Raw genomic sequence first — 25,134 nt, 5'->3', positions numbered from 1 at the left:
GCCAATTGCTTCGCGCTTTATTGTTTTATGCGGTGCCACCTACTGTAAGTTGGTCTATTTTAAGACTTGGTTGACCTACCCCTACAGGAACGCTTTGGCCATCTTTACCGCAGACACCTACGCCTTTATCAAGGGCTAAATCGTTGCCTACCATAGAGATATGCTGCATCACCTCTGGGCCATTGCCAATCAGTGTTGCACCTTTAATTGGCTGGGTAATTTTACCGTTTTCAATTAAATACGCCTCTGATGCGCTAAATACAAACTTACCTGAAGTAATATCTACTTGGCCGCCACCAAAGTTTGGTGCAAATACCCCTTTTTTAACTGAGCTTATAATATCAGCTTGGCTATGCTCGCCCCCTAACATGTAGGTGTTGGTCATACGCGGCATAGGTAAATGCGCATACGACTCACGACGTGCATTACCCGTTGGGTTTACACCCATTAAACGCGCATTGAGCTTATCTTGCATGTAACCTTTTAAAATACCGTTTTCGATAAGTACGTTATAAGCTGCAGGTGTGCCTTCATCGTCAACGTTAAGTGAACCACGGCGATCGGCCATGGTGCCATCATCAACTACTGTACACAGCTCAGACGCTACTTTTTGTCCCACTTTACCGCTAAATGCCGAAGCCCCTTTACGGTTAAAGTCGCCTTCAAGGCCATGGCCTACCGCTTCGTGTAGCAACACGCCAGGCCAGCCATTGCCTAACACAACTTCCATTGTGCCAGCCGGGGCATCAATTGCCTCTAGGTTTACTTTAGCTTGGCGTACTGCTTCTTCGGCAAAGCCCATCCAGCGCGGCTTGCCTTCAACTAGCTCTTTAAAGTAACCATAATCTAAGCGTGCGCCGCCCCCTGCACCACCGCGCTCACGGCGGCCATTTTTTTCAAGTAAAACGGAGCAGTTTAAACGAATAAGCGGGCGTATATCGGTAGCAAACGTGCCATCGCTGGCAGCAATTAATACCTCTTCGTATACAGCCGACATTGAACTAATTACTTGCTCAGCATCAGGGGCGAGTTCGCGTATGTAGTTTTCAAGCTCACGCAATAAACTCACTTTATCGCTGTCACTCATGCTTGATATTGGCTGATGCGGGGCAAATTGCTCTTTTGCTTTTACATCGCTAAATACTTTAATGGTTTTATCTTCGCCTGCATCGGCAATGCTACGAGCCGCCGTTGCGGCTTTGTTTAACGCTTCAAGGTTAATGGCATCAGAGTAAGAAAACCCTGTTTTTTCACCACTAACGGCACGTACACCTACTCCGCGCTCAACATTGTAAGAGCCTTCTTTTACTAAGCCGTCTTCAAGCACCCATGACTCATGATGGCTTGATTGAAAGTATAAATCGGCGTAATCCACTTTATGCTGATGAATATACCCAAGCGTTTTTTCGAGTTCTTCTCGATTTAGCTGGCTGTCGTGTAATAAATGCTGTTCAACCGAATTCATAATAAATGCTCTCTAAATCGTTGATGAGATTGCACGGGCATATCTCTTCTAATTTTATTTAACTGGTTTAGGTCGGCGTAACCGCTTATAAACCCTACCCCACTTTCAAGCGTTGCTATTTGCTCGCCCCATGGTGAAATAATAATACTGTGGCCGTATGTTTGGCGGCCATTTTGATGTGTTCCATACTGCGCAGCTGCAATAACGTAACACTGCGTTTCTATTGCGCGTGCTTTTAATAAGGGTTGCCAATGTGCTTGCCCTGTAGGGACTGTAAAAGCACTGGGCACTAAAATTATTTCAGCCCCTTGGCGCGTAAGTGCGCTAAATAATCCGCTAAAGCGCAAATCATAACATACTGTTAAGCCAATTTTACCAAACGGTGTAGCAACAACCACCACATCATCGCCTGCTTGAGTAAAGTCTGACTCTCGATAGCTAGCGGTTTTATCGGCCACATCAACATCAAATAAATGCATTTTATTGTACGTGGCTACGCATTCACCTTGGCTATTAAATAAGTGCGAGGCCGCAAAGTATTTATTATTTTTATGTGGCTCAGGGATAGTGCCCGCATTTAGCCAAATATTATGCTTTTTACACAATGCACTTAATTGCAGCTTGTAGTGAGTAATACGTTTAGCAACCGCTAGCGTATCATGGCCACTTTTACTAAATACTAAAAACGCCTCGGGTAAACATACAAGCACTGGCCTGGCTGCGGGGAGTTTATTTAACGCCTCGCCAAGGGTTGCCATGTTGTCGTCGGGGTTGGTGCCTGAGCACATTTGCAAAGCAATTATATTGGCGTTTAGCGTATTCATTGTGTTGCTGTTACCGCGGCATCTTTAAGTGTGAGTGTACTGGCCGCTTGCGGCTGATTTTGCGCAGCTTGCGGTAAGGTAACTTCCTTACTTTTACGCTCAAGCTCTTGTACCACAGGGTCATTCATTTTGCCGGTTACTTTAAAGTTAATTTCGGAGATCACCCTTGCTGAGTGAATAACCTTATCAAGCGCTAAAGCGGCAAGCCCTGTGACGGGATTAACCATCCAAGCCACAATAACCGGAATACTAGATGTTACTTGTGGTGCCACAGCTAAATCGTAATCTATTTCAAGGGTGTTTAAATTAGCATAGCCGTTAATCGTTAAATCGGCTGGCACGCCATCCATTTTGGTATTTTTTGTGTAGGCTATACCTTTATCTAGCTGCATAGAGCCTTTTAAGCTGTTGTAAAAAAAGCCTTTTGAAAATACATCTCTAAAATCGAGTTTTAATTTACGCACTAGCGAGTCAAGGCTAAGTAACGAAAATACACGTGCCCCACCATCACTTATTTCAGCAATGTGGCCTTCGCCTAAATCCCACTTAACTTCACCGCCCAAACTAGGTATATCAAAGTTATACGGGGCGCCTTGCCAAGCAAGGTTGTAGTTAATATCGGCTTTTGAGTCTTTTATAGCGGTGGTGATATCAAATTCATCAAATAGCGCGCCTATATCGTCACTTTTAAGTTCACCATTAAATTGCGTAAAGCCACCTTGCCATTGCCCTTTGGTACGTAAAATATGGTCGCCCTTATCAACCACAAGCTCAGAAATACTGAGCTTGTCGCCTTCCCCGACCAGCGAAGCGCTCACTTTATCAAGCTGATAACTTGCCACTTTACAATCTGCACATTCAAATTCAATGGCTGGTACTGTGTTAAGCCACGCTAGGTTTTGCTCTGGCAGTACATCGGTGATCTCAAGATCTTCTTCTACTTTAGGTGCAAAGTTAAGTCTTAAGTAATCACTATTTATACGTATCGGCTGGCTTAGCTGAGAGCTAGGAATAAACACGTCAGCACGCAGTTCTTTGGCATTAAGCTTTAAATATAAGTCGTTTTGCTGGGGCGCTAAGCGCATTTCAAAATCGTTAAAAATAATGTCGCTAGCATTAACCTTATCAATATGCGCAACCACTTCATTTAATGGCGGCATAATACCCTCAGACTGCTGGTCTGGCTTAGCTTGAGCGGCTTTAATTATTTGGTCTATTAATTCAAACCATGCTTCTAGTTGCGTTTGTTCAAGGTTAATATTAACGCTTAAATCTTTTTGATTTAGCCCTAAATCTTGCTCACCAAGTACAATATGCATATTACTAAATTGCGGCTGACCGTTTTCTAAAATCGCGTTAAAATATAGCTGCTGATTAGCATTAGCCGTAATAAGGTTTGAAATATCATCGCCTTGCACTATGCCCGTTAACGGCCAAACCTGTTCACTTGTTTTGCCATAGGGCGCTGGTAGTGTGCTCGTTAACCCTAGTAGCTCTGAGCTAACCTGAGCGCGGTAATTAAAGCCTTGCTCGGTAAAATTAAGTGCAAGGCCTATATCAACTTCACTTTGCCCACTCAGGTACCCTTTCAGTACACCTTGCGCCTGGGTTGTTAGGGTATCTGCATTTAGTAACGCCGTTATATCAATATTAGCGGTGTACTGCTGTGCTTCGCTTGCACTATTATAGTTAATGCTAAGCGGCATACCCAACCATGTAGCGCTGGCATTTTGCATGCTAATTGTATCGTTTTCAAAGCTGAGCTCGCCGCTTAGTTTTTCAAGCGCAATGCCTGGGGCTGCAATATAAACAGGCAAATCGTTTAGTTTTACTTTGCCGCTGACACTGGCTCCACCTTTAAATTTAGAGCCAATCAAAAGAGTTACGCTTGCATCGGCTTGACCTTTACCTTGCACCACTTCAAAAATATTGGCCAGTGGGTTTGAAATCGGGGTGGCTGCAAAAAAGTCATGCAGTTTTTCCATTTGCGCGCGTTTATCTATTTGTACAATGAGTTCATCAGCGTGCATTAAATCGGCAATACTCACTTGCACGCTATCGCCTACTTCTAAATTAACTAACTGGCCTTGCTGGCTGTAAATATCCATTCGCTCGTTGGCAAAGTGCAACTGCACATTGGCGTTAGTTACTGCCGGCCAATTGGGGTCAAACGCGTATGTTGCATTATCTATTTGCGCGAGTACATCAAATTGGCCGCTGCCATCGGTGAAAGGAAAACCTGAAAGCGGGCCTGCAAATAATACTTGCGCCTTAGCTACTTCGCCCCCTTTTATTGCACCGTTTAAGTAGCTTACAAGTTGAGGGCTCATTGCCTTTAACGGAAAGTAGTGCCCAGCTACTGTGGCATCCTCTGCATAGGCTTCTGCGTATAGATCTAACCGAGGATCGTCGCTAAGGCTTACATTTAGCTCAGCCGCTAAGGTAACTTCGTTATTATCAAACCAAATATTATTACTGCTTACATTCCAGTAATTATCTGTTTTTGCTAAATCCAGATCGATATTAATTTGGTTGTAATCAATATTTTTACTAAAGCTGTCGCCGGTTATTAAAGTCCCGTTTTCGCCAAATAGCTGCACTCGCCCGCGCTGCTGATTTATAAGCCCCGAGACTCTAAGCGCCTGCGCTGCAGGGATACCAGACACTTCTTGCCAGCCAATATTATTAGCTGAAAACCATAACTGCCATTGCTCATCTGGATTAAGTTCTAGGTAGGCTTGATCGATAAAACCACTTGGTTTGCGGTTTAAAAGTGGCTGTAATGCTTCAAAATTAGTTAACGACGCCAAGTTACTCAGTAAAGAAAGATCAACCTGCTGCAGCCACACTTTATTGTGCTTACCTAAGTTTGCCTCAAATTCTAGACTTGGCCAGGTTGTGTCGTTATTACTAAATGTCAGGCCCGTGCTTTTTAAGTGCCAAGCGTCTGCCTCAGGAAATAAATGAAATCCCCCTTCGCTTAAGCTTACTTGTTTAGCTTGTTGGTTGTTTTGCCAGTGCACAAAGCTAGGTAACCACTGCATTTTTACGTCGCTGATAAAACCATTTTCGAGCTTAAGCCAAGACTTTAAGTTTATGTCTGTGTAAAGCTGTTGTTTTTCAGTATTAATATATTGCGCCAGCCAATTAGACACATCTACGCTATTTGCTTGTACGTAAATATCACCCGCAATTTGCTCTATAGTTTTGCCACTAAGCGCGATACGTGCGTCAAAGCTACCCACACTAATGCCGGGCAAGGCGAGGCTGCCGCTTCCTAAATGTTGTTCATCTTGGTTTTGCCATACTATGTTTTCGAGTAATAGTTTGCGCTCTCTACCGTCTTCTAAAATAAAATTAATACTCGAATTTTCAATAGCAAAATGCCCTGTATCTCCTAAAAACAGCTCTTCAATTAACTCTTTTTGTTCAAACGAGACATCATCGTTATTGGTGTTGTTAAATAAATTTTGTATATTTACACTGGTATGAAAGCCATTAATAACAAAGTAATTAGACTTTAACTGAAAGGCTTTAATGCTCTCCCATAGGTTAAGCTCTAGGCTTGTTTTGGCAATAGTGAGCGATATAGGCGCAGTTTCGTTATCCTTAAAAGAGAGATCTTCTAATACCAAGGCTGGGCCGGCGCCATGCCAACTGGCAGAGATTGCGCCTATAGAAAGACTAATGGCAAATTTATCGTGCAGGTAGGTTTCTATATCGCCTTTGTAGTCGTTTGCATAAGGTAAGGTGTACTTTAAAATAGAAACAATCACGGCCAGTAATACTAAAATTATGGCGCAGGTTTGCCATAACTTTCTAAAACAAAAAAAACAGACCGCTTTCGTTTTCATTACATCATTACCACATCAAACTGCTCTTGGCTGTATAGGCTCTCTGTTTGAATATTGACCTGTTTTCCAATAAATAGTTCAAGTTCGGCAAGGTTATGATACTCATCATTGAGTAAGGCTTCACTTACAGCAGGTGCCGCATACACCATGAATTTATCGGCATCGTAGGCACGATTAACGCGCACTATTTCGCGCAGTATTTCATAGCATACGGTTTCGACTGTTTTTTGTGAGCCGCGTCCAGAGCAAGCCGGACATACATCACACAAAATATGCTCAAGGCTTTCGCGGGTGCGCTTACGGGTCATTTCTACTAAGCCTAATGCGCTTAAGCCGTTTATGTTGGCTTTTGCACGGTCTTTAGATAGTGCTGACTCTAGTGAATGTAATACTCTGCGTTTATGATCTTCGCTGATCATATCGATAAAATCGATAATAATAATACCGCCTAAGTTACGCAGGCGTAGCTGCCTAGCAATGGCTGATGTGGCTTCCACATTGGTATTAAAAATGGTTTCTTCTAAATTACGATGCCCTACAAATGCACCTGTATTCACATCAACTGTGGTCATCGCTTCGGTTTGGTCGATAATTAAATAACCGCCCGACTTAAGCGTGACTTTACGATGCAATGCTTTTTGAATTTCGGTTTCAACGTCAAATAAGTCAAAAATTGGGCGCTCACCTGGGTAGTACTCAAGTGCCTGCGAAAGCAAAGGCACAAACTCCTCAGTAAACAGCTTTAGTTCTTGATAGGTTAGCTTAGAGTCAACTCTAATGCGCTCCATATCTTCACCTACGTAGTCGCGCAGGGTTCTAAATGCAAGCGTTAAGTCTTCGTGTAATATACTGGCTTTATTGGTTTTTTTACGACGTGATACAATTTTTTGCCACAGTTTTCGTAAAAATTCAGCATCGTGTCTTAGCTCCGCTTCGCTAGCGCCCTCTGCCGCTGTACGAACAATAAAACTGCCATTATCGTCGCCGTATTCTGCCACTATTTTTTTAAGTCGCGCACGCTCTTCTTCGGTTTCAATACGCTGACTAACACCTACATGCGTAGCGTCTGGCATAAACACTAAATAGCGCGAAGGTATAGTGATATCGGTAGTAAGCCTTGCTCCTTTAGTGCCTAGTGGGTCTTTAACCACTTGCACCATAATGTATTGCCCTTGGCGTACTAGCTCACGTATGTCTTGTACTTTTTTTATTGGCTCGTCGTCTACACCCTCAACTATTGAGGCACTATTGACTATGTCTGATGCATGTAAAAAAGCGGCTTTTTCTAGGCCTATATCAACAAAAGCAGCTTGCATGCCTGGCAGTACGCGGCTTATTTTTCCTAAATAAATATTGCCTACAATACCTAGGTTGCCTATACGCTCTAGTTGAATTTCTTGTAATACACCGTTTTCGATTAGGGCAACACGGCTTTCACTTGGCGTGACATTTATTAGTAATTCTGTACTCATGTTACCTTCTTAAGAATGCTTGTAATAATTGTTCGGTCTCGTATAAAGGTAAGCCTACAACAGCAAAATAGCTACCCGCAATGTGTGTAACAAAGCGACCACCTAAGCCTTGAATGCCATAACCACCGGCTTTATCTTGTGGCTCGTTTGACTCCCAATAGCTATTTATTTCTTCATCGCTGAGGGTTTTAAAGGTCACATCGGTACTCACTACACAACTTAGTACATCTGTTTGTGTAGCAAAAGCAACGGCAGTAAGCACTTGATGTGTATTACCAGATAAACGTTTAAGTGTTGTCATGAATTCGTTTTTATCGCGTGGTTTACCCAATGATTCGTTATCAATAACAACCACAGTATCGCTACCAAGCACTGGACGGTCTGTGTAACCAAGCGCTACGCCTGTTTGCGCTTTTAAGCGAGCTAAGCGCTCAACCAATGCATGAGGCTGCTCGTTTGCAAGTGGGGTTTCATCTGCATCTACACTAAATTGTTCAAACTCAATGCCTAACTGACTCAATAACTCTTTACGTCGCGGGGAGGCTGATGCCAAATATACTGCGGTTGTCATTACCTGATCCTAAAATGTCTACGGTATTTGCGAAGAAGTAAAAAGACCCAAAACCAGCTGACCATACCGGTCGCCACTGGCCACAGGTATTGTGGATTAAAATAAACACCTAATAAAAAGTGATTTAACCAAAATTGCATTAAGTGATACAAGGTTAAAAATAAGCCCACTAATAAGCTTTGCTGCCAAAGCGAAAAGTTACGTATTTTTTGAAAGTTACTTGCGGTCACAAATATACAAATAGAATACGTGAGTGAGTTAACCCCTAATGGCGAGCCTAAGGCTAAGTCCATGAGTAGGCCAACAACCCACGCGGTACCAATATTTAATCTATGCGGCACTGCCAGCGACCAGTACATTAATACCAGTAATACCCAATCAGGTCTGAAAGGCTCAAACGAAAAAGGCAGTGGCATTAATGCCATAATTAAAGCAAAAAAGATGCTTAGGGCAATTAACAATGAATAACGATTAATCATCGCTGATTTGCTCCTGTTGATTGCGCCATAAAATAACCAACAAACGAATACGGTCTAGCTGTGCAATAGGCTCTGCAAATACTTGAGCAAATGGGCGCCCTTCATCGCGGTTTATTTCGGTGACAACGGCCACCGGATAACCTTCAGGAAACGTACCGCCAAGCCCCGAGGTCACGAGTACATCACCAATGCGCACATCAAGGCTATGAGGTACATGCGAAAGCTTAACAACGTTAATTTTACCTATGCCTTCAACTACCGTGCGTACGTCGTTACGTAGTATACGTACCGGCGTAGCATGGGTTGTGTCGGTCATTAGTAGCACGCGCGATGTGGTAGAGCCTACTTTTGTTAATTGGCCAACAACCCCCATTTCATCAATTACGGCTTGGCCTTCGCTTAGGCCGTCGGTGGTACCGCGGTTAATAACCACTTGATGACTATAAGGGTTTGAATGTACAGAAAGTACTTGGGCTATTTTTTTACGATTAGATTGCTTAGCCGATGAGCCAAGTAAAGCGCGTAGCTTTTGGTTTTCGCGGGCTAAAAATTGGTATTGCTGCAATTGCTCGCTTTGTAGCATTTGCTTTTTTTTCAGCGCTTCGTTTTCGCTCAGTAACTGATCGCGGGTATGCAGGCTTTTAGCACCTAAGCTAAATATTTCGTAAGGTAGGTTGGCAACGTAAATTAATGGGCTGACAAGTGTATTGAGGCTTGTACGTACAACCGTACCGCCTTGTGTAAACTTATCGCCCGCAATGAGCACTATGCTCAAAAGCACTGCGACAAAAAGTCGCAGTTGCAAAGAGATGGTTTGTCCAAACAGTAATTTCATTAATCGTAGCTAAAAACGTCACCACCATGAACATCAATCATTTCAAGTGCTTTACCGCCGCCACGTGCTACACACGTAAGTGGATCATCGGCAACAACCACAGGAATGCCTGTTTCTTCCATTAATAAACGATCTAAATCTTTTAATAGTGCACCACCGCCAGTCAGCACCATACCGTGAGCTGAAATATCTGATGCAAGCTCCGGTGGAGACTGCTCAAGTGCAACCATTACCGCACTTACAATGCCCATTAGCGGCTCTTGGAGTGCTTCTAAAATTTCGTGCGAGTTAAGTGTAAATGAGCGAGGAACACCTTCGGCTAAGTTACGACCGCGTACTTCAATTTCAATTGGTTCGTCAGTTTTAAAAGCAGAGCCAATTTGATGTTTAATATTTTCAGCCGTTGCTTCACCAATTAGGCTACCAAAGTTACGGCGTACATAATTAATAATGGCTTCATCAAATTTATCGCCACCAATACGCACAGACGATGAGTAAACAACACCGTTTAGTGAAATAATAGCAACTTCGGTAGTACCACCACCAATATCAACAACCATAGAACCGGTAGCTTCTGATACTGGTAGCCCAGCACCAATTGCTGCGGCCATTGGCTCTTCAATTAGGTACACTTCGCGCGCGCCGGCACCCATTGCTGATTCGCGGATTGCACGCTTTTCTACTTGGGTTGCACCACACGGTACACAAATAAGTACACGCGGGCTTGGGCGCATAAAGTTATTGTTGTGCACTTGTTTTATAAAGTGTTGTAACATTTTTTCGGTTACATAAAAGTCGGCTATTACGCCATCTTTCATTGGGCGAATCGCTTTAATATTACCCGGTGTACGCCCTAGCATTTGTTTTGCTTCTGTACCCACAGAAGCAACACTTTTAGGTCCACCAGCGCGTTCTTGACGAATAGCTACAACTGAAGGTTCGTTAAGTACAATACCTTCTTCTTTTACATAAATAAGGGTATTGGCTGTACCCAAGTCGATCGATAGATCGTTTGAAAAAATACCACGGAGTTTTTTAAACATGAGGCTGGATGACCTTTGAAATACGTTCTTATGTTAGCTGCACTCACTTTAACATGCCTAATTAGATGAGCAATATAAAGCGCAACTACCTTTGTTAATTTGTGAAAAAAGGAAGCTAGGCTTCCTTGGTTAAATGCTATCGTTCGCGGACTAAGCGAAAGCCAATGTAGTTAGATCTAAAATCTGGCGCTAAAATTAATCGTGTTGAAGCACGTGCAAGGCTTGGTGCAAAGTTCCACGCCCCGCCTCTTACTGCAACATCAGATTCGCCCGACTCTTTAGCTGTCCATTCCCACACATTGCCTACGGTGTCGTATAATCCAAATGCGTTAGGAGAAAAAGAACCCACCGGTGCTGCACGTTTGTTTGACCATTCGCTACCACACCAACCACAGTTAGCTAAATTTTTACCTATTTCGTTACCCCAAGGGTATTCTGTTTCTGTACCTGCGCGAGCGGCGTATTCCCATTCAACTTCATTAGGTAAACGGTACTGCTGCCCGGTTTCGCCAGAGAGCCATTCGGCGTACGCTTTCGCGTCGTTAAATGTTAAACACACAGCAGGAAAATCGCTGCTTTGTTCAAAACCTGGGTTACGCCAGTTTAAATTAGCTTCCCATACGGGTTCGCCATTTAAATAATAAGCACACCCTTTGCTTTGCTCTGCTTGTGTTTTATACCCAGTACTTGCTACAAACGCTTCGTAGGCACCTACGGTAACCTCTTTGGTTTGCATTGCAAATGAGCTGGCTATCACTTTTTCAATAACCGGGCGTTCATTTGCTAAACCATTGCCGTTAATATCGCCCATCTTAAATTTACCGGCGGGCACAACTACAACATTATTTTGTACATCAGCAGAGCGATTAGTGCTTGCTGTACGACTTACAGGTTTTGGTTGCTCGCGAGTGTAAGCCGGTGCAGCAATCGACTCAGACTTTTTTACTAAGTTAGCATGAATAGTCTGTGCTTTAGTTAAATCAACTCTTACTTTGTAAGGCTTATAACCTAATTTACGTATTTCTACGTTATGCACACCACGCGGTAAACGCGTAACTAAACGCGTAGAACCAAAGCTCACCCCATCAATAAACACTTCATCATCGTAAACATTTGAACGTAAAGTCAGCTCAACCTGCTGATTTTTCTCTTTATTTATAATTGATGGATAGTTTTTTTTTGTAGGTGCAGCTTTCACTGAGTAATCGCGCACTGGCTGATTGTTCATTCGCGATACAGACACAGTGTCGGTATTATCCGCGGCGTTGCTGAATGTTAACTGACTATCAGAGTAGGTTGTACCGTAACCAGGCTGATACGCTGTCGCGAGTGGCGAGCCATATTCAGAACAATAACGGTTATCTACGTTTAATAAGTTACATAGGCGGCTGCTGTTTACTTCGCCGCGCATGGTTACGCTTAAGTTAACGTTGTAATTGCCTTGTCCGCTAAATGCACTGTTAACTACATGGCTACTTAAAATTTGTACTTGCGCGCCTGCCATGTTGCGTTTTGGTTCAACAATTCGCTCTTCTGTTAAATTAGCAAATATTTGATCAACAAAGCGCTTAGTGGCTTTTTGTAAACCCATTTGCTGGCCGCGTTGCTCACAGGCTGCGAGCGTTTCGGTACGCTTACAGTTAATTGTGTGGTTTACTTCCAGTGTACCTTCGCGGGTAAACTCATTACGTAAACGCTCGACTCGGGCTGTAGTTAATTGCTCTTTTAAGCTTTCTAAGGTGTTTAAAAGCGTATGTTTTGCAACACGAATTTGCTCTATATCTTTACGATGAGATGCAATTGCCGCCAACTGCATTGAGATGTCGTCTTTATTTTGCTTATGATCAACCACGGCTTTTTGATAGCGCGATTGGGCAGCACTAATATCAAGCGTAGGATCGTCAATTAAGCGGCGATACATTTCGTTCATCGCATCAAGTGCTTGGTTTTTCTCTTTATCTAGCTCTGTAGAGCGAGAACGAAGTAGTTCAAGTTGGTTTTGTAACTGACTTTCTTCTTTTAAGTGTTTTTCAAGTATTTGTGTCGAGTTATCGTATTCTGTTTGTTTAATACTAATCTCTGATTCAATTCCGGTTACTGTTGCTGTGTCTTGTGCAAATGCACTACTAGCTAACAAACTAGCGGAAATTAACAGAGATAAAGGAGCAATTCGCATATATTCCAGTCCCAAAAAGCGGCAATTATTTGGTCGTTATTATTGTTTATTAGAGTGTACTCACTTTTGAAAGCTGAACATTTTTCAACCATCAAAAATCAATACACCCAATGCCTTATGCTATGTACTTGAAGCACAAAACACAAGCTTTGTTCAATTATTATCTTAGTTTACAACTATTCTCTTGTTTCACGCCAGTAAATAACCCGATCATTTCCTCTAAAGCGACCAAATTGCAAAATAGCATGAGGATCTTGCTGTGAATTATCACCAAGCCAATCCCACTTTAACCAATTTTCTGTTTCGTATTCTAATGTAAATGTACCACTGCCATTTGGTGTTGCATAAATAGCATTGTTTGTAGGGTAGCTGCCTGCCTCTAATGAACCCGCTGCACCTGCACCATACTCATAGCTTAATATTGGCGTTGATGGCGATATTTGGGATAACTGCGGATGCTCAAATACACTGCAGTTATCTTCGGTATTTAATACAAAGCCTGTTCCATTAAAGTACTGAGCCTGCATAGGCACACGTAATGAGTCTAAATCTGAGCCCGCATTGTTCCCTAGCACTAAGCGTCCAAAGCGAAAGTCTATTGGCACATCATTTAAACGCACGCTATTGCAATCAGTGCTGCAGCTTGCTTGCGTACTCGGCTCATCGTTAGCATCAATTAACGTAGCGCCTTCTGTATTAGTGACGGTGGCCATAAGGTTAACCATAGTAAATGGGCCGTCGGGGTTATTTATAGCCAAGCGCGTTAACATGGCAGTGCTGTCGCTCATTTGCCATTGTCCATCGGCTAGGGTGTTCCAACTATTGCTGCTTATATTGGCTAACCTGCTGGTTAGCGTGGTTGCTGGTACATAATTACCAGCTTGATTGTTTTCGGCATTTATTTGTACTTGGGCTTTTTCAAAGCCTTGTTTGTAATTAGCCATTAGCTGGTTGTTATGATTAAGTGCTTGTACCGTAAAACCAAGCTCAAAGGGCTGATCTAAATAGGTTAAATTACTGCCTAACTGTGTACATTGCGCAGCAGCTTGAACACCTAATACTTGATAGTGCGATGGAGCAAATCGCCCTACGTTGTTTAGCTGCCCTTTTACATCGCCCACACCAAAATAATCGCCATCTTGTAAACCCGCAAATACGTTTATAATACCCACTTGGTCATAAGCGTACTGCGATATGGATTCACTCAAGCTTCCCGTATCAGTAAAGGCAAGGGTACTTAGCGCTTCAATTTGCCCCTCATTACCAGAGCTGGGTAATACTAAGCTATGTGTTACTAAAGGAGACTCGCTAATGAAGTGTTTTGCAATGGGATTACTATGAATAGCGCTATAGTTATCAGGTATCCCATCGTTGTTATTGTCTTGCCCTGCGCGCCACTGTACTGCATTCATTTTTAAATCAAATGACTCACCCGTTAATCTAAATAAACTATCGTTTGCTGTTTGGGCATAGCCGTCACTTGCAACTTGCATCGCTAACCCAAAGGGCTTAACTACATATTCGTTAGAGCTGCCGGTTAAGCTTACTGATAAATTAGTTACTGGGTCTAATACAATTGTTGCCCGTGCATTTAAACTTAATTTAGCGGCATCAGGGTAGTTAATAGCAATAGGGGCTTTTGAGTCTTGATCAAAGGTGAGCGAAAAAGTTTGATATGCTTGCTGCACGCTATACGTATTCGCATTATTACTAAGTTGTATTGGATCTGAACACGTAGCGCCGGTACTGCAGGTATAAGCTAAATCTAAATCAACTTGACCACCGGCAGGGAATGCGGCTTCGCATACGCCTGTTGTGGTATTTGTTTTAACCGCTTGAATGGATAGCTCGGCAGCATTAAAACCCTCGCTAGAGGGTTTACCAGATAATTGAGTGGGGATACTCGCTGTATTGGCGGTGTCGTTGTTAAAAATAAACCCTGCATCAGAAAAAACCACTTTGCACCCTCCCAGCCCTACGTTATTACCATTAATATAACAACGCAGCGGTGCAGATGGGTCGGCGGTATTATAACCAAGTGTAACGGTGCCTGTGGTACGCTTTGCAAGCGCTACGGTGGCAGAGCCTGTAAAGGTAATATTTTCACCGTTTACCCAGCTTTGCTGGCCACTGTTATCTGGAGACAGGTCAAGTGCGGAGGGCTCATCGTACAGTAAATCACATGCATCGTTTGCACAGGCGGTTAATGTCATTTCTTTTGCTTGGCAGGTTAAGCCTTGGTTATCACTTAATGATATGCGGTAGTGATCAAGCAAAACCGGCGTAAAAATACCGCAAAATCCAGGAATACTCTCTGGCACTGTTAACGCATCAAACGTAGAGCTGCCCTCGGTTATTACTTGTGTTGCAGCGGTTATAGAGCCCTGGTATGTGACATTTTGAGCAATTCTTACCTCCCCCGTTGCGACAATGTATGCAGCAATATTTGCATCAGCCGCAATGGCAACATCACCATCGACGTATATAGCTAAATACGCTCCTTCCTCAACCGCAATATTCGTTTTGCCTATGTTCAAAAATGCGCTAGAAATTAGCGACGATGTATCTTTTAAAAAGATACGGGTGGGCGCTGTTACCTTGTACTCATCTTCCAATAAGTTAAGTGCTAGTTCGTCATAAAAATAATCACCAGCTAACGATACAGGCACATCTCCGGTGGAGCTTCCATCGTTTGTGACCGTGGGTACTTGCGCAGCTTGATTTGGCTCAAGGGAGTTATACCCAGTGGCCACACAGCCTTGGCCATTACACAAAGGCGGGTTGGTGAGTGCCGTTGATATTAAATTAGTGGTGGTAATAAATTGTGCATTGCTATCGGTTATTTCCACACCTTGAACAAGCTGCACTTGTCCATCATTGTAGGTAGAAATAGCGCCAGGAAATAAAGTATCGCAATCTAAAATATCGCCATTAAATACAAACGTACTGGTCATAGCTAATATAGAGGCTTCTTCTTTTACGTGGTTACGCTCTCTGTCGCCATCACGGTCTTCATCAACCACCAGCCCTAACCGATCCGCTCTTAAATTACAGCTGCGCAGCCACCCACCGTCTTCTTCAAGTCGGGAATTTTTACTTGCCACCACCAGCGGTGCCTCACTAAAGTTATTGTTAAAATTAAAGTAGTTACACCCATCATTCCAACCATCAACTTCGAATCCTGTAAAAAAGGTCTCCCACGACACTTCTACCCCATTGTCATCGGTAAAGGTGCGATTACTGCCAGGCTCTACAGCCATGTAGGCCACCGTTTCAGTTTGAATAACACCTAATGCGGTTTCTGAGGCCTCTAACGCTATATTTACCCCGCTTGTAGATAAGGAACCACTTTGCACTGCAATGGTTAAAAAAGGCACAAGCGCTTGAGACGGCGGGTTACTATCTAAACTATTTAGTGTTTGTAACGAATGAAAAAAATTAGGCCTTACGGCAAACGGTTTATTAAAAGTCAGTGATTTGTAACCTTTAGGCGTGATGGGGGCAAACCCCGACTTATCACCGTATTGTAGCTCAAGGCGTAAGTCGGTGTTTCCCACTTCCATAATGGTCCCATCAGGAAATTCATGCACTCCATATTCTACCGCTAAATAGTGCGCGCCCATGGTTATATGCTCACCATCTTCTCCTGATGGCTCAAGTGGCAATGCCTCAAACCCTGTGGTTGTTACATTGCGTATTCTCACTATAGCGGGGTTACCGCCTTGATTAGTGGACAACATAAATACCGCAGGAGGGGTTATGTATTGCTGCTGAAAATTTATTTTTGTCCATATGGGTGAAGTGTACGTGTCTTGTAGCTCTATAAATCGCCCTTCAATTTTAGGCGGTACAGCCATAGCGCATCGGCTTAGTAGCAAACTTATTAAACATAAAATACAGAGGGTATATTTGTTCATGGTAATGTTTTAGCCTCCACACTTAGAGTACGTTGGGTTTGCCAATATTCCTTTTGACATGCTGCACCGGCAGCACAATCATTGGCAGCGCACGTTGCAGAGCTTTGTAAGTAGTAAATATTAACAGTGCCAGAGCGGGTGCTGCTATCGGGTAAGGCTATGTATTCACTACAGCTCAGTTCAACCTCACAATTAGCTAGATAGAGGGTGCTAAAATTCCTACTGGTGGTTACTGCACTGCAAGTTTGCGCAGTGCTATTTAGTGCAAAAATTTCGCTTAAGCCGATTTCTAATCCGCTTTGGGCTGCCATGTAAGCGCGCGCGCCGTAATACTCAATGGTATTTTGCTGCGCCGCACCCGATAACACTTTAGAAAGCGCCAGCCCTAGTGCCAGCAAAGTGACAATGATCACCAACGTAATTATGAGCAAATTACCCTGCTGCTTTTTAGCAAAACTGATGTTGTTTATATTAGGGGACATTAGGCACATGCACCTCATGGCTAATACTTATTTGTTCGGTGTCGTTAAACCCCATTTGCGCAAACACATTAACAACCGCGCTGCGCTGTAGCGAAATCTCACTTAACGTAAAAAAGGCTCTGCTCGTTAAGTCATTGGCAATATAATTACTCATTAAATCGCGTTTAACGCCCGAGCTAACCTGTAAGCTGGCGGCGTTTAATTGGTTTGTAGTAAAGCCATAGTGGCTATAGCGATACAGTGAATTACCTTCTACACAAAAGCTAACGGGCTGATCTAATAAATAAAGGCGCTTACTCGGTGACTCTTGAGCAAATGCTTTGCTAAATTGCCATGTATCTAGCTCACTTGTAACGGCGCTGTAGCCGCTAACTTGTAGGCGCTTGTTTTGACTTTCATCGTATATATCGCTGCTATTTAATGGATAAATACTTGCCCAATCGTTTATTTGTGGCTCAGTTAAATTATTAAGCGCAAAATTCACGGCGGTAATCTCAAAAGGGGCGCTAGTGGGTAAGTAATCGGTATAGTGAGTGGCAGATAAAAACGGCGTAAATTCTAAACATTGCTGCGTGCTACACGCTCCATTGCTGGCGTTATCACAATTTAAGCGCAGTGAGTTAGGGGTTGCATGGCGAAGCTCTTTACTTAATCGGGTTAAAACAAAGCGACTTTGCGCCACCGCTTCTTGGCGTTTCACACCTTGGCTGTAAATATTAAATCCAGCGCTAATAAACGAAAATGACGCTACGGCTAAAATGCCAATAATTACCATAACAAGTAATAGCTCAACTAAGGTAAAGCCACGCTTTTGCTTTGCTCTATTCATTAGTAATTACCTTTATATGCACTAAAGCCGTACACTTGCCCCAAGGGTGAGGTTACTTCAATGGTAATTCGTTTAAAGGCAACGCCATCGTTATTGGTTGCCTCGTTTAGGTCGCTGTCGTATTGCACGTTTACAGCCAGTGAAAAGTCGCTGTATTGCGCTAATGTATTCCCTAAACTATCACTAATAGGCTGCCCTGTGAGCGCAATATAATCATCAACATCGTTAAAATTAGCCCGTGCTTCACCGCTATCAGCACCAAGCTCAGAATGAGTACTACAAGGCTGGGCACCTAAGCTTGTTTCGGAGCAGCGCCTAAATGGTGGCGTGCGCTCGCTATGTTCATCAAATGATTTAGCTAATATTTCGTTCATTAATGCTTGCCCAAGCTCTGAGGCCCTGAGTGCGACAATAGGCTTGGCACTTTGCTTTGCTTGAGGTGCTATAAGCGCTGTAATAATACTTAGCGCAATAGCAAACATTACAATGCCAATAATCAGCTCAATTAAGGTAAAACCTGATTGTATTTTAGGGGCAGGCATAAATAAGCCCTTCACCGCTAATGCACACCGCGGCTAGACCCAGGTCAATTTTACATTGTACTGTGCAATTTTGATCTGCTCGCCCAAGTGGGTCAAAGTTAATTTGCGTAAACACATTAGCATTGCTATCTAAGGCATTAAATCGTACGTCGCTGCGCTCGGTATTGATAGCAACAACTAAATACTCGCTATTATTGGTACTTGGGCCGCCAGTACAGGTTTCTGGCTCTGGCCCCGCAACCAAGGTAGGTGAAATATACAGTTTATGGCAGCTGCTTGTTGCAGTATTTTGCATCGCGCGTAATTGTACTGTGCGTAGGGCGTTTAATACCCTATCTCTGTATGAGTATGCTTGCTCTGTTGAACTTCCTAGCAACTTGGGCACTGCCGTTACCGACAGTATGCCCAAAATAACTAAAGTAATAATTAATTCAACCAGTGTGAAGCCACGCAATCGTTGATTACTACTGCTATTCATTTATGTAAATTAACACCCACTCGTAATAAGCGTAACAGTAGGAGGCGTTACAGACACAGGCGGTGTGCCGTCGTTTGCATCTGCTGCTTGTGTATACTCAATACGGCAATCATCAGTTTGCACGTAGCTATTAGGGAAAATAATTGCTTTTTCATCAGCAGCAACTGCTACAAGGTTAAAATCTGCAGAATCATCAGATGCAAATTCTACATCTAAAAAAGCTTCAAAAGCTGCTTCTGTCGCTGCAGGGTAGCCATACACTGTAGATACTGCATCGCCGGTATCAACAGTAACCGTTGCACTCGCTTTTTTGTGGTCACTTGCGATAATAGATTTACCATTTACGATATTCATACCACTGCGAATTGAGCCTTGTAAACCTTCGAGTGTAGAAGCGTTAGCATCACCCTGCAGGTTTAAAAAACGAGGGGCAGCGGTCACCGCTAAAATACCTAAAATTACAATTACAATTATTAGTTCAACAAGCGTAAAACCTGCTTGCTTATTCATTGGTTGTTTTAATGACTGCGTTTTCATAAGTAAGCCTCTTTATAATTACTTAGTTTTTAAAAATTTGCACTTTGCCTGTTGTTGGAAAGTACGAAAACCCTACTTTTTTAGCCATAACGGCGCCATCGGTAGGTAGGTTATTGGTGTTTAAATTATGAGTTAAATAATAAATACACTGGTTGTTTTTAGTGTTATAACGCACTAAATAACTCACCTTGGTTATTATAGAAACCTCGGTACTTAATGTGCTTGTAGGCGCATCTTGTAAAATTACACTTAATACTTTTTGGCATTGCAGTGCAGTCATTGCGCTGGCCCGCGTATCAGTATTAGTCGTTTTATCACCCGTTGGTGTGCCTCTCTCTCCATCGACACCAACAATGACACCTCCGTAATTAATATGTGTTGTATTATTAACGCCCTTTGGACGCCCCGATAATTCCCACTGACCTTTGACCATCAACACCGCAGAGGCAAACCCACCAGCCACCACATCCACACTCGCATTGTGTGCCTGATTTTTAATGCCTATGTACTGAGGTATAGCAAAAGCCATAATAACTGCCAGTAAAACAACTACTAAAACGAGCTCAAATAACGAAAAACCTGTTGCACGAACACGACAGTTAGTCACAATGGCTACCCTTTAATAGCCGACATCATGTTCCACATCGGCATAAAAATACCGAGTGCTAAAATAAGCACCATAATGGCAACAAACACCGTCAAAATGGGCTCTATTTTTGCGGTTAAACTGCGTAAATCGTAATCGACTTCTCGTTCATAAAAATCAGCCGCTTCTTGTAATAACTCATCTAAGCGACCAGTTTCTTCACCCACTGCTACCATTTGCAGTACCAACTGTGAAAATAGCTCGCTACTTCGCGAAGCCCGCAACAAGCTGTCACCTTTTTCGATATCTTGACGCATGGTGATGATGGCTTTTTCCATGTAGCTGTTATCAACTGCATGGGCCGTTAACGACAGCCCTGTCGTCATAGGGACGCCCGAGCGCAGCACCATGGCTAAACTTTGGCTATAACGGCCAAGTAAGGTGCGTTTTAAAATATCGCCTACAAATGGAATTTTGAGTTTGTGGTGATCCCACTTAAAGCGCCCAGCCGCCGTATTTAAATACCGACGCCATGCAACGACTCCCCCCACTAACATTAGCGCTAGCAGCCACCAATAATTGACAAAAAAGTTACTGGTGCCAATGAGGATCTGGGTCATTAAAGGCAGCTCTGCATCAAACTTTTCGAACATGCTGGCAAAGGTTGGGATCACAAAAATATTTAATATGATCATCGCAACTAAAAGCGCCAAAATAACAAAAGTGGGGTAACGCATAGCGGCTTTTATGCGCTTACGAGTCTCTTGCTCTTTTTCAAAATAAATAGCCAGCTGATAAAATGCATCTTCTAATCGTCCCGACCCTTCTCCGACTTTAACCATAGAGATAGTTAAGCGGCTAAACACCTTGTTGTGTATAGCTAACGCACTAGATAGTTCACGGCCTTGTTCGAGCTGGCGTGTTACCTCAAGCAATACACTTTTAAACTCTTTATTTTGCGTGGTATCAGCAAGCCCTATCATTGCCCTAATAATGGGGATACCGGCTTTAAGTAAAGAATACATTTGCCGTGAAAACATGATCATGTCATCAAGGGTTATTTTTTCGCTAAATAGGTTATCGAATAACTTTATATTGTTTTTTGTTTCAACTAACGAAATTGAAATAGGTATGTACTGGCGCTTTAATAAGCTATCGGCAACACCGGCCTCATTATTTGCCTCAACACGCCCTTTAACCAGCGCACCTTTTGCGTCTTTGGCTTTGTAACTATAAAGCTGCATCGTCATCACCTACCACTTCAGGTACATATTCAGCCACTTTAAATACCTCATCTAACGAGGTAATGCCTTGCTTTGCATACGTTAAAGCCATATAAGAAAGTGGTGCAAAATTAGCGCTATTTTTAGCCGCCTCACCAAAACGCTGCGTGTCGTTAATACGCAGGGCATCCATCATAGCGTCGTTCATTTCTAACAGCTCAAAAATCCCCACCCTGCCTTTGTAGCCGCTATGGCTACATGCTGTGCAGCCTTGGCCTCGCCAAAACTGTGTGCTGCTAACATCTTCGCCTAAATAGGTAAGCCAGCTTTGTTCTTGTTTATCTGGGTGATACGGTGTTTTACATTCATTGCAAATACGCCTAACTAAACGTTGAGCAATAATAGCGCGTAGTGAGCTTGCAACTAGATAAGCGGGTGCTCCCATATCAATTAAGCGCATTGCGCTTGATATGGCATCGTTGGTATGTAACGTAGAAAGTACTAAATGGCCTGTTAATGCAGCCCTTAGGCCTATATCAACGGTTTCTTGGTCACGCATTTCGCCAACCATAATAATATCGGGGTCTTGGCGTAACGTGGTTCTTAATACACTGGCAAAACTTAAGCCTATTTTGTTGTTTATTTGCACCTGGTTTACCCGTCCAATGCGGTATTCAACCGGATCTTCTACGGTAATAATTTTACTTTCTTGTTGATTAAGCTCACTTAAAGCGCCATACAAGGTGGTCGTTTTTCCTGAACCGGTAGGCCCAGTCACTAACACCATGCCATGAGGGCGTTTTATAATGCTGCGCAGGCGTTTTAAAATATGCACCGGCATGCCCGTTTCATCTAACGATAAAAGCCCTGCAGATTGGTCGAGCAACCGCATCACAACTGACTCGCCATATTGCACTGGCATTGTCGATAAACGTACATCAATGCTGTGCGCGTGCACTTTTATATTAAAACGGCCGTCTTGCGGTAAACGCTTCTCCGATATATCTAACCCCGACATAAGTTTTAGCCTAAGTACTAAAGCAGAGGCTATTTTTACTTGGTTTAATGTGTGCTCTTGCAATACACCATCAACTCGTTGGCGAATGCGTAATAGCCTTTCATCGGGTTCTATGTGGATATCTGAGGCACGTACTTGTACTGCATCTTCAAATATAGATTGCAGTAGTTTTACTACGGTGGCGTCAGAGGTTTCATCTGCTAAGGAATTAAGGTCAAACTCTTCTACGTCTTCGTATTCTTCGTGTAGCTTTTCAGCAAAGTTAGTAATCTCTTCTGTTCGGCGGTACACATTATCAAACGCTGCCATAAGCTGGCTTTCTTGCACAACAGCAAGCTCAATTCGCTTAGGGGCTAGCATTGGCGCTAACTGATCCAACGCTCTCAAATCAGCGGGGTCACTCATTCCGACTAACACAGAATCCCCGTTATCTTCTATTACTAATGCTCGGTAGCGTCTGGCATAAACCTCTGAAAGTAATTTAGATACATCTGAAGATATTTTGCGCTGCGAAATATCTAAAAACGGTATTTGTAATTGTTGGGCTAAAAAGCGCAATAATTGCGGCTCACTTATAAACTCAAGCGCAATTAATGTAGCCCCTAGCTTTCGCCCTGACGCAGCTTGCACATTAAGTGCTTCACTTAGCTGTGCTTCGGTGATCATTTGCTCATGAACGAGTAAGTCCCCTAAACGCATTTTTAAACTGGGTCTCATACAGCCTCCTTCAATGCGACTAAGCGCTGTAGTGCATGTTGCGTCATTGCGGCATTTAAACCGCCTAAATCTAGGGCAACTTTATAAAGGTGCTTTGCATCAGCAAACTCCCCTAACGCATCTTTTGAAGTAGCTAACGCCAGCCACCATTTAGCCTGCTGAGGCTGAAGCTGTGTAAGCTGTGTAAAACTCGCAAGCGCTATTTGATGTTGCTGCGCATTTTGTGCTGCAGTGCCTTTTAATACCCAAAACTCCAAGTTTGCTTGCGGCTCAAGTTCGGCTATAAGCAGTTTAAGCACGCCTTCGTACTCTTGTTGCATAATTAAAATTTTACTGAGCATTACACGCCACTGCACAACCTCAGGGTTTATTTTTATGCCAGCAACTAATAACTGCTGAGCCATAAGTACATCTTGTTGCTGAAAATACGTTGCCGCGAGTAAATTACGCGCTTCTATATGCTCAGGTTGTGTTTGTAAAATAGCGGTTAAATCGTTAATCGCATCATCATATAAAGCAAATTCCAACGCTTGTTTAGCACGCTTTAATTGCACTGCTATACGCTGGGCTTTGGTTTGCTTAACACTGGCAGTTTTTACTAATTTATTTTCAGCGGGCGGCTGCTCAGCCTGTGTAATGCTTTTTACTGGTGCACTGCTTTTTGCTTCAACTGGGGCATTTATTTCTGTGCTAGTGGCTACTTTAGCGTTTGCTTCTGTGGGGCTTGCTTTTTTACTCAGTAGCGCGGCTTTGTCTGCAGCGTGTTGCTGTATTACTTCGTCTTTTACCTGATCAGGCAATGCGTTATTGCTTTGTACCTGCCCCAGCTCTTTTTGCGTATCTGCATTAATATGAGCTGCTTTAGCGCCAGTGTTTTCTTCGCTTAATTGTTTTAAGGGCTTAATTACAGGGGTAATTTTAGCTTGGGCAATTTCAATCGGCTGGCTGTTATTATTAACCGCATATGCTTTTTCAGCCGTGTCGCTACTCGCTTGTGGTGCCTGTGCAAAAGGTAAATAAAGGTAGGCTGTAAAAATTAGTACAATCGCTAATAAAACACTCAGCACTTTAAATAATACATCGTGGTAGTCGCGTACAGGGGGAATAGCGACCCCGCCACTTTGCTGATTACGCTGTGCAGTTTGGCGCTGGTCGATATTTTTTAGCATGTTATTAATAACACTCATAACCATTGCCTCCATACCCACATAATTGCAATAACAAAAACACTAATAGCTAATAAGCTGTAAGCCCAGTAATGGTTAGCATGGTGCTTTTTGCAATCTTCGGTGTCTGCAATGGCAAGATGTATATGGCGCGGTGTTACTTTATTAAGGCCTTCACCGTATGCCTGCAGTAAAACTTTATGGCATAAAATATTGACCAAACGGGGAATTCCTCGACTCGCACGCGCTATTTTTAACCCTAAACGATTCGTAAATAGTGGTGGCTGATTAAAGCCTGCCACCTGTAAACGGTGATTAATATAATAAATAACTTCACCGGCGGTCATTGCACGCAATGAGTAGGAAAAGCTGATACGCTGGCGTAGTTGCCTCACTTTACTATTAGCAAGTTTTTCATCTAATTCAGGTTGGCCAAATAGCACCACCTGAATAAGCTTTTCGGTTTCGGTTTCTAGGTTTGTAAATAACCGAAGCGCTTCAAGAGTATCCCAACTCAGGCACTGCGCTTCATCTATCAGTAGTACAACCCGTTCGTTATCTTCTTGCAGCTCTAGTAAGTAATGGTTTATTTGCTGACTTAACGATTGCTGATCTAGGCTTTTATCTACCTCCATGCCAAGTTCTACAGCAATAGCCCAACGTAATTCTTCAGGGCTTAAATAAGAATTAGGTAAATAAGCCACAAAGTAGTCTTCTTCAATTTGATTTAAAAGTTTTCTGCATAGTAAGGTTTTGCCTGTCCCTACTTCTCCTGTTACTTTTATAAATCCCTCCCCCATTTCTAGCGCTGTGGTAAGTACTTGCATCGCTTCGTGGTGCGGCTCAAGTGCACAAAAAAACTCGGTGTTTGGGGTTAAGGTGAAAGGCATTTCACTTAAATTAAAAAAGCTCAAATACAT

The 25,134-nt window shown here is 43.0% G+C and carries 20 protein-coding genes; all 20 read right to left on the bottom strand.

Going from position 1 to position 25,134, the window contains the following annotated elements; translation table 11 throughout:
- Positions 1 to 25: 25 nt before the first annotated feature.
- Positions 26 to 1,465: a metalloprotease TldD gene (gene tldD, locus EJ103_RS01885; RefSeq protein WP_024032486.1), complete on the bottom strand. Its 1,440-nt coding sequence runs from the start codon at positions 1,463 to 1,465 to the stop codon at positions 26 to 28.
- Positions 1,462 to 2,289 (bottom strand): carbon-nitrogen hydrolase family protein, encoded by an 828-nt coding sequence (locus EJ103_RS01880; RefSeq protein WP_126005713.1) that lies wholly within the window; start codon positions 2,287 to 2,289, stop codon positions 1,462 to 1,464. The genes tldD and EJ103_RS01880 overlap by 4 nt, the downstream gene beginning before the upstream one ends.
- On the bottom strand, positions 2,286 to 6,143 hold the full coding sequence (locus EJ103_RS01875) for a YhdP family protein (protein ID WP_126005711.1): 3,858 nt from the start codon (positions 6,141 to 6,143) through the stop codon (positions 2,286 to 2,288). The genes EJ103_RS01880 and EJ103_RS01875 overlap by 4 nt, the downstream gene beginning before the upstream one ends.
- Entirely contained in the window at positions 6,143 to 7,615 is a 1,473-nt protein-coding gene (rng, locus tag EJ103_RS01870) for a ribonuclease G (protein ID WP_004585759.1), read from the bottom strand. The genes EJ103_RS01875 and rng overlap by 1 nt, the downstream gene beginning before the upstream one ends.
- A gap of 1 nt (position 7,616) precedes the next feature.
- The gene (locus EJ103_RS01865; RefSeq protein WP_126005710.1) at positions 7,617 to 8,186 is read right to left on the bottom strand and encodes a Maf family protein; all 570 of its coding nucleotides are present in this window, start codon (positions 8,184 to 8,186) and stop codon (positions 7,617 to 7,619) included.
- The gene (gene mreD, locus EJ103_RS01860; RefSeq protein ID WP_004585757.1) at positions 8,186 to 8,665 is read right to left on the bottom strand and encodes a rod shape-determining protein MreD; all 480 of its coding nucleotides are present in this window, start codon (positions 8,663 to 8,665) and stop codon (positions 8,186 to 8,188) included. Before mreD ends, EJ103_RS01865 begins: the two co-directional genes overlap by 1 nt.
- A complete protein-coding gene (gene mreC, locus EJ103_RS01855; protein WP_024032490.1) occupies positions 8,658 to 9,500 on the bottom strand; it encodes a rod shape-determining protein MreC in 843 nt (280 codons plus the stop codon). The genes mreD and mreC overlap by 8 nt, the downstream gene beginning before the upstream one ends.
- Positions 9,500 to 10,543 (bottom strand): rod shape-determining protein, encoded by a 1,044-nt coding sequence (locus EJ103_RS01850; protein WP_002958401.1) that lies wholly within the window; start codon positions 10,541 to 10,543, stop codon positions 9,500 to 9,502. Before EJ103_RS01850 ends, mreC begins: the two co-directional genes overlap by 1 nt.
- 136 nt (positions 10,544 to 10,679) lie before the next feature.
- Positions 10,680 to 12,719 carry a formylglycine-generating enzyme family protein gene (locus EJ103_RS01845; protein WP_004585755.1) on the bottom strand — a complete coding sequence of 680 codons (2,040 nt, stop codon included), beginning with the start codon at positions 12,717 to 12,719 and terminating at the stop codon, positions 10,680 to 10,682.
- Between the two features lie 176 nt (positions 12,720 to 12,895).
- A complete protein-coding gene (locus EJ103_RS01840; RefSeq protein WP_241232287.1) occupies positions 12,896 to 16,576 on the bottom strand; it encodes an H-type lectin domain-containing protein in 3,681 nt (1,226 codons plus the stop codon).
- A gap of 56 nt (positions 16,577 to 16,632) precedes the next feature.
- Positions 16,633 to 17,118, bottom strand: coding sequence for an agglutinin biogenesis protein MshP (locus EJ103_RS01835; RefSeq protein ID WP_126005706.1), 486 nt, complete (start codon positions 17,116 to 17,118; stop codon positions 16,633 to 16,635).
- The gene (locus EJ103_RS01830; protein WP_126005704.1) at positions 17,108 to 17,947 is read right to left on the bottom strand and encodes a type II secretion system protein; all 840 of its coding nucleotides are present in this window, start codon (positions 17,945 to 17,947) and stop codon (positions 17,108 to 17,110) included. The genes EJ103_RS01835 and EJ103_RS01830 overlap by 11 nt, the downstream gene beginning before the upstream one ends.
- Positions 17,947 to 18,489 carry a prepilin-type N-terminal cleavage/methylation domain-containing protein gene (locus tag EJ103_RS01825; protein ID WP_126005702.1) on the bottom strand — a complete coding sequence of 181 codons (543 nt, stop codon included), beginning with the start codon at positions 18,487 to 18,489 and terminating at the stop codon, positions 17,947 to 17,949. Before EJ103_RS01825 ends, EJ103_RS01830 begins: the two co-directional genes overlap by 1 nt.
- The gene (locus EJ103_RS01820) at positions 18,476 to 18,967 is read right to left on the bottom strand and encodes a prepilin-type N-terminal cleavage/methylation domain-containing protein (protein WP_121636902.1); all 492 of its coding nucleotides are present in this window, start codon (positions 18,965 to 18,967) and stop codon (positions 18,476 to 18,478) included. Before EJ103_RS01820 ends, EJ103_RS01825 begins: the two co-directional genes overlap by 14 nt.
- 9 nt (positions 18,968 to 18,976) lie before the next feature.
- A complete protein-coding gene (locus tag EJ103_RS01815) occupies positions 18,977 to 19,504 on the bottom strand; it encodes a prepilin-type N-terminal cleavage/methylation domain-containing protein (RefSeq protein WP_126005700.1) in 528 nt (175 codons plus the stop codon).
- Between the two features lie 22 nt (positions 19,505 to 19,526).
- Entirely contained in the window at positions 19,527 to 20,111 is a 585-nt protein-coding gene (locus tag EJ103_RS01810) for an agglutinin biogenesis protein MshB (RefSeq protein WP_126005698.1), read from the bottom strand.
- Positions 20,112 to 20,116: 5 nt separating this feature from the next.
- Positions 20,117 to 21,334, bottom strand: coding sequence for a type II secretion system F family protein (locus EJ103_RS01805; protein WP_126005696.1), 1,218 nt, complete (start codon positions 21,332 to 21,334; stop codon positions 20,117 to 20,119).
- The gene (locus tag EJ103_RS01800) at positions 21,321 to 23,048 is read right to left on the bottom strand and encodes a GspE/PulE family protein (protein ID WP_096738997.1); all 1,728 of its coding nucleotides are present in this window, start codon (positions 23,046 to 23,048) and stop codon (positions 21,321 to 21,323) included. The genes EJ103_RS01805 and EJ103_RS01800 overlap by 14 nt, the downstream gene beginning before the upstream one ends.
- Positions 23,045 to 24,235 (bottom strand): tetratricopeptide repeat protein, encoded by a 1,191-nt coding sequence (locus EJ103_RS01795; RefSeq protein WP_126005694.1) that lies wholly within the window; start codon positions 24,233 to 24,235, stop codon positions 23,045 to 23,047. Before EJ103_RS01795 ends, EJ103_RS01800 begins: the two co-directional genes overlap by 4 nt.
- Positions 24,232 to 25,134, bottom strand: coding sequence for an AAA family ATPase (locus EJ103_RS01790; protein ID WP_126005692.1), 903 nt, complete (start codon positions 25,132 to 25,134; stop codon positions 24,232 to 24,234). The genes EJ103_RS01795 and EJ103_RS01790 overlap by 4 nt, the downstream gene beginning before the upstream one ends.

Origin of the sequence: Pseudoalteromonas sp. Xi13 (assembly GCF_003952205.1) — a bacterium.
GTDB classification, from domain to species: domain Bacteria; phylum Pseudomonadota; class Gammaproteobacteria; order Enterobacterales; family Alteromonadaceae; genus Pseudoalteromonas; species Pseudoalteromonas atlantica.
Note: the sequence above shows the minus strand (reverse complement) of the source record. Positions and strands in the feature narration are given on the sequence as shown.

Bases quoted from the DNA above. Each gene is read 5' to 3' on its own strand.
- tldD (WP_024032486.1), bottom strand. From the start codon at position 1,465: ATGAATTCGGTTGAACAGCATTTATTACACGACAGCCAGCTAAATCGA.
- EJ103_RS01880 (WP_126005713.1), bottom strand. From the start codon at position 2,289: ATGAATACGCTAAACGCCAATATAATTGCTTTGCAAATGTGCTCAGGC.
- EJ103_RS01875 (WP_126005711.1), bottom strand. From the start codon at position 6,143: ATGAAAACGAAAGCGGTCTGTTTTTTTTGTTTTAGAAAGTTATGGCAA.
- rng (WP_004585759.1), bottom strand. From the start codon at position 7,615: ATGAGTACAGAATTACTAATAAATGTCACGCCAAGTGAAAGCCGTGTT.
- EJ103_RS01865 (WP_126005710.1), bottom strand. From the start codon at position 8,186: ATGACAACCGCAGTATATTTGGCATCAGCCTCCCCGCGACGTAAAGAG.
- mreD (WP_004585757.1), bottom strand. From the start codon at position 8,665: ATGATTAATCGTTATTCATTGTTAATTGCCCTAAGCATCTTTTTTGCT.
- mreC (WP_024032490.1), bottom strand. From the start codon at position 9,500: ATGAAATTACTGTTTGGACAAACCATCTCTTTGCAACTGCGACTTTTT.
- EJ103_RS01850 (WP_002958401.1), bottom strand. From the start codon at position 10,543: ATGTTTAAAAAACTCCGTGGTATTTTTTCAAACGATCTATCGATCGAC.
- EJ103_RS01845 (WP_004585755.1), bottom strand. From the start codon at position 12,719: ATGCGAATTGCTCCTTTATCTCTGTTAATTTCCGCTAGTTTGTTAGCT.
- EJ103_RS01840 (WP_241232287.1), bottom strand. From the start codon at position 16,576: ATGGCTGTACCGCCTAAAATTGAAGGGCGATTTATAGAGCTACAAGAC.
- EJ103_RS01835 (WP_126005706.1), bottom strand. From the start codon at position 17,118: ATGTCCCCTAATATAAACAACATCAGTTTTGCTAAAAAGCAGCAGGGT.
- EJ103_RS01830 (WP_126005704.1), bottom strand. From the start codon at position 17,947: ATGAATAGAGCAAAGCAAAAGCGTGGCTTTACCTTAGTTGAGCTATTA.
- EJ103_RS01825 (WP_126005702.1), bottom strand. From the start codon at position 18,489: ATGCCTGCCCCTAAAATACAATCAGGTTTTACCTTAATTGAGCTGATT.
- EJ103_RS01820 (WP_121636902.1), bottom strand. From the start codon at position 18,967: ATGAATAGCAGTAGTAATCAACGATTGCGTGGCTTCACACTGGTTGAA.
- EJ103_RS01815 (WP_126005700.1), bottom strand. From the start codon at position 19,504: ATGAAAACGCAGTCATTAAAACAACCAATGAATAAGCAAGCAGGTTTT.
- EJ103_RS01805 (WP_126005696.1), bottom strand. From the start codon at position 21,334: ATGCAGCTTTATAGTTACAAAGCCAAAGACGCAAAAGGTGCGCTGGTT.
- EJ103_RS01800 (WP_096738997.1), bottom strand. From the start codon at position 23,048: ATGAGACCCAGTTTAAAAATGCGTTTAGGGGACTTACTCGTTCATGAG.
- EJ103_RS01795 (WP_126005694.1), bottom strand. From the start codon at position 24,235: ATGAGTGTTATTAATAACATGCTAAAAAATATCGACCAGCGCCAAACT.
- EJ103_RS01790 (WP_126005692.1), bottom strand. From the start codon at position 25,134: ATGTATTTGAGCTTTTTTAATTTAAGTGAAATGCCTTTCACCTTAACC.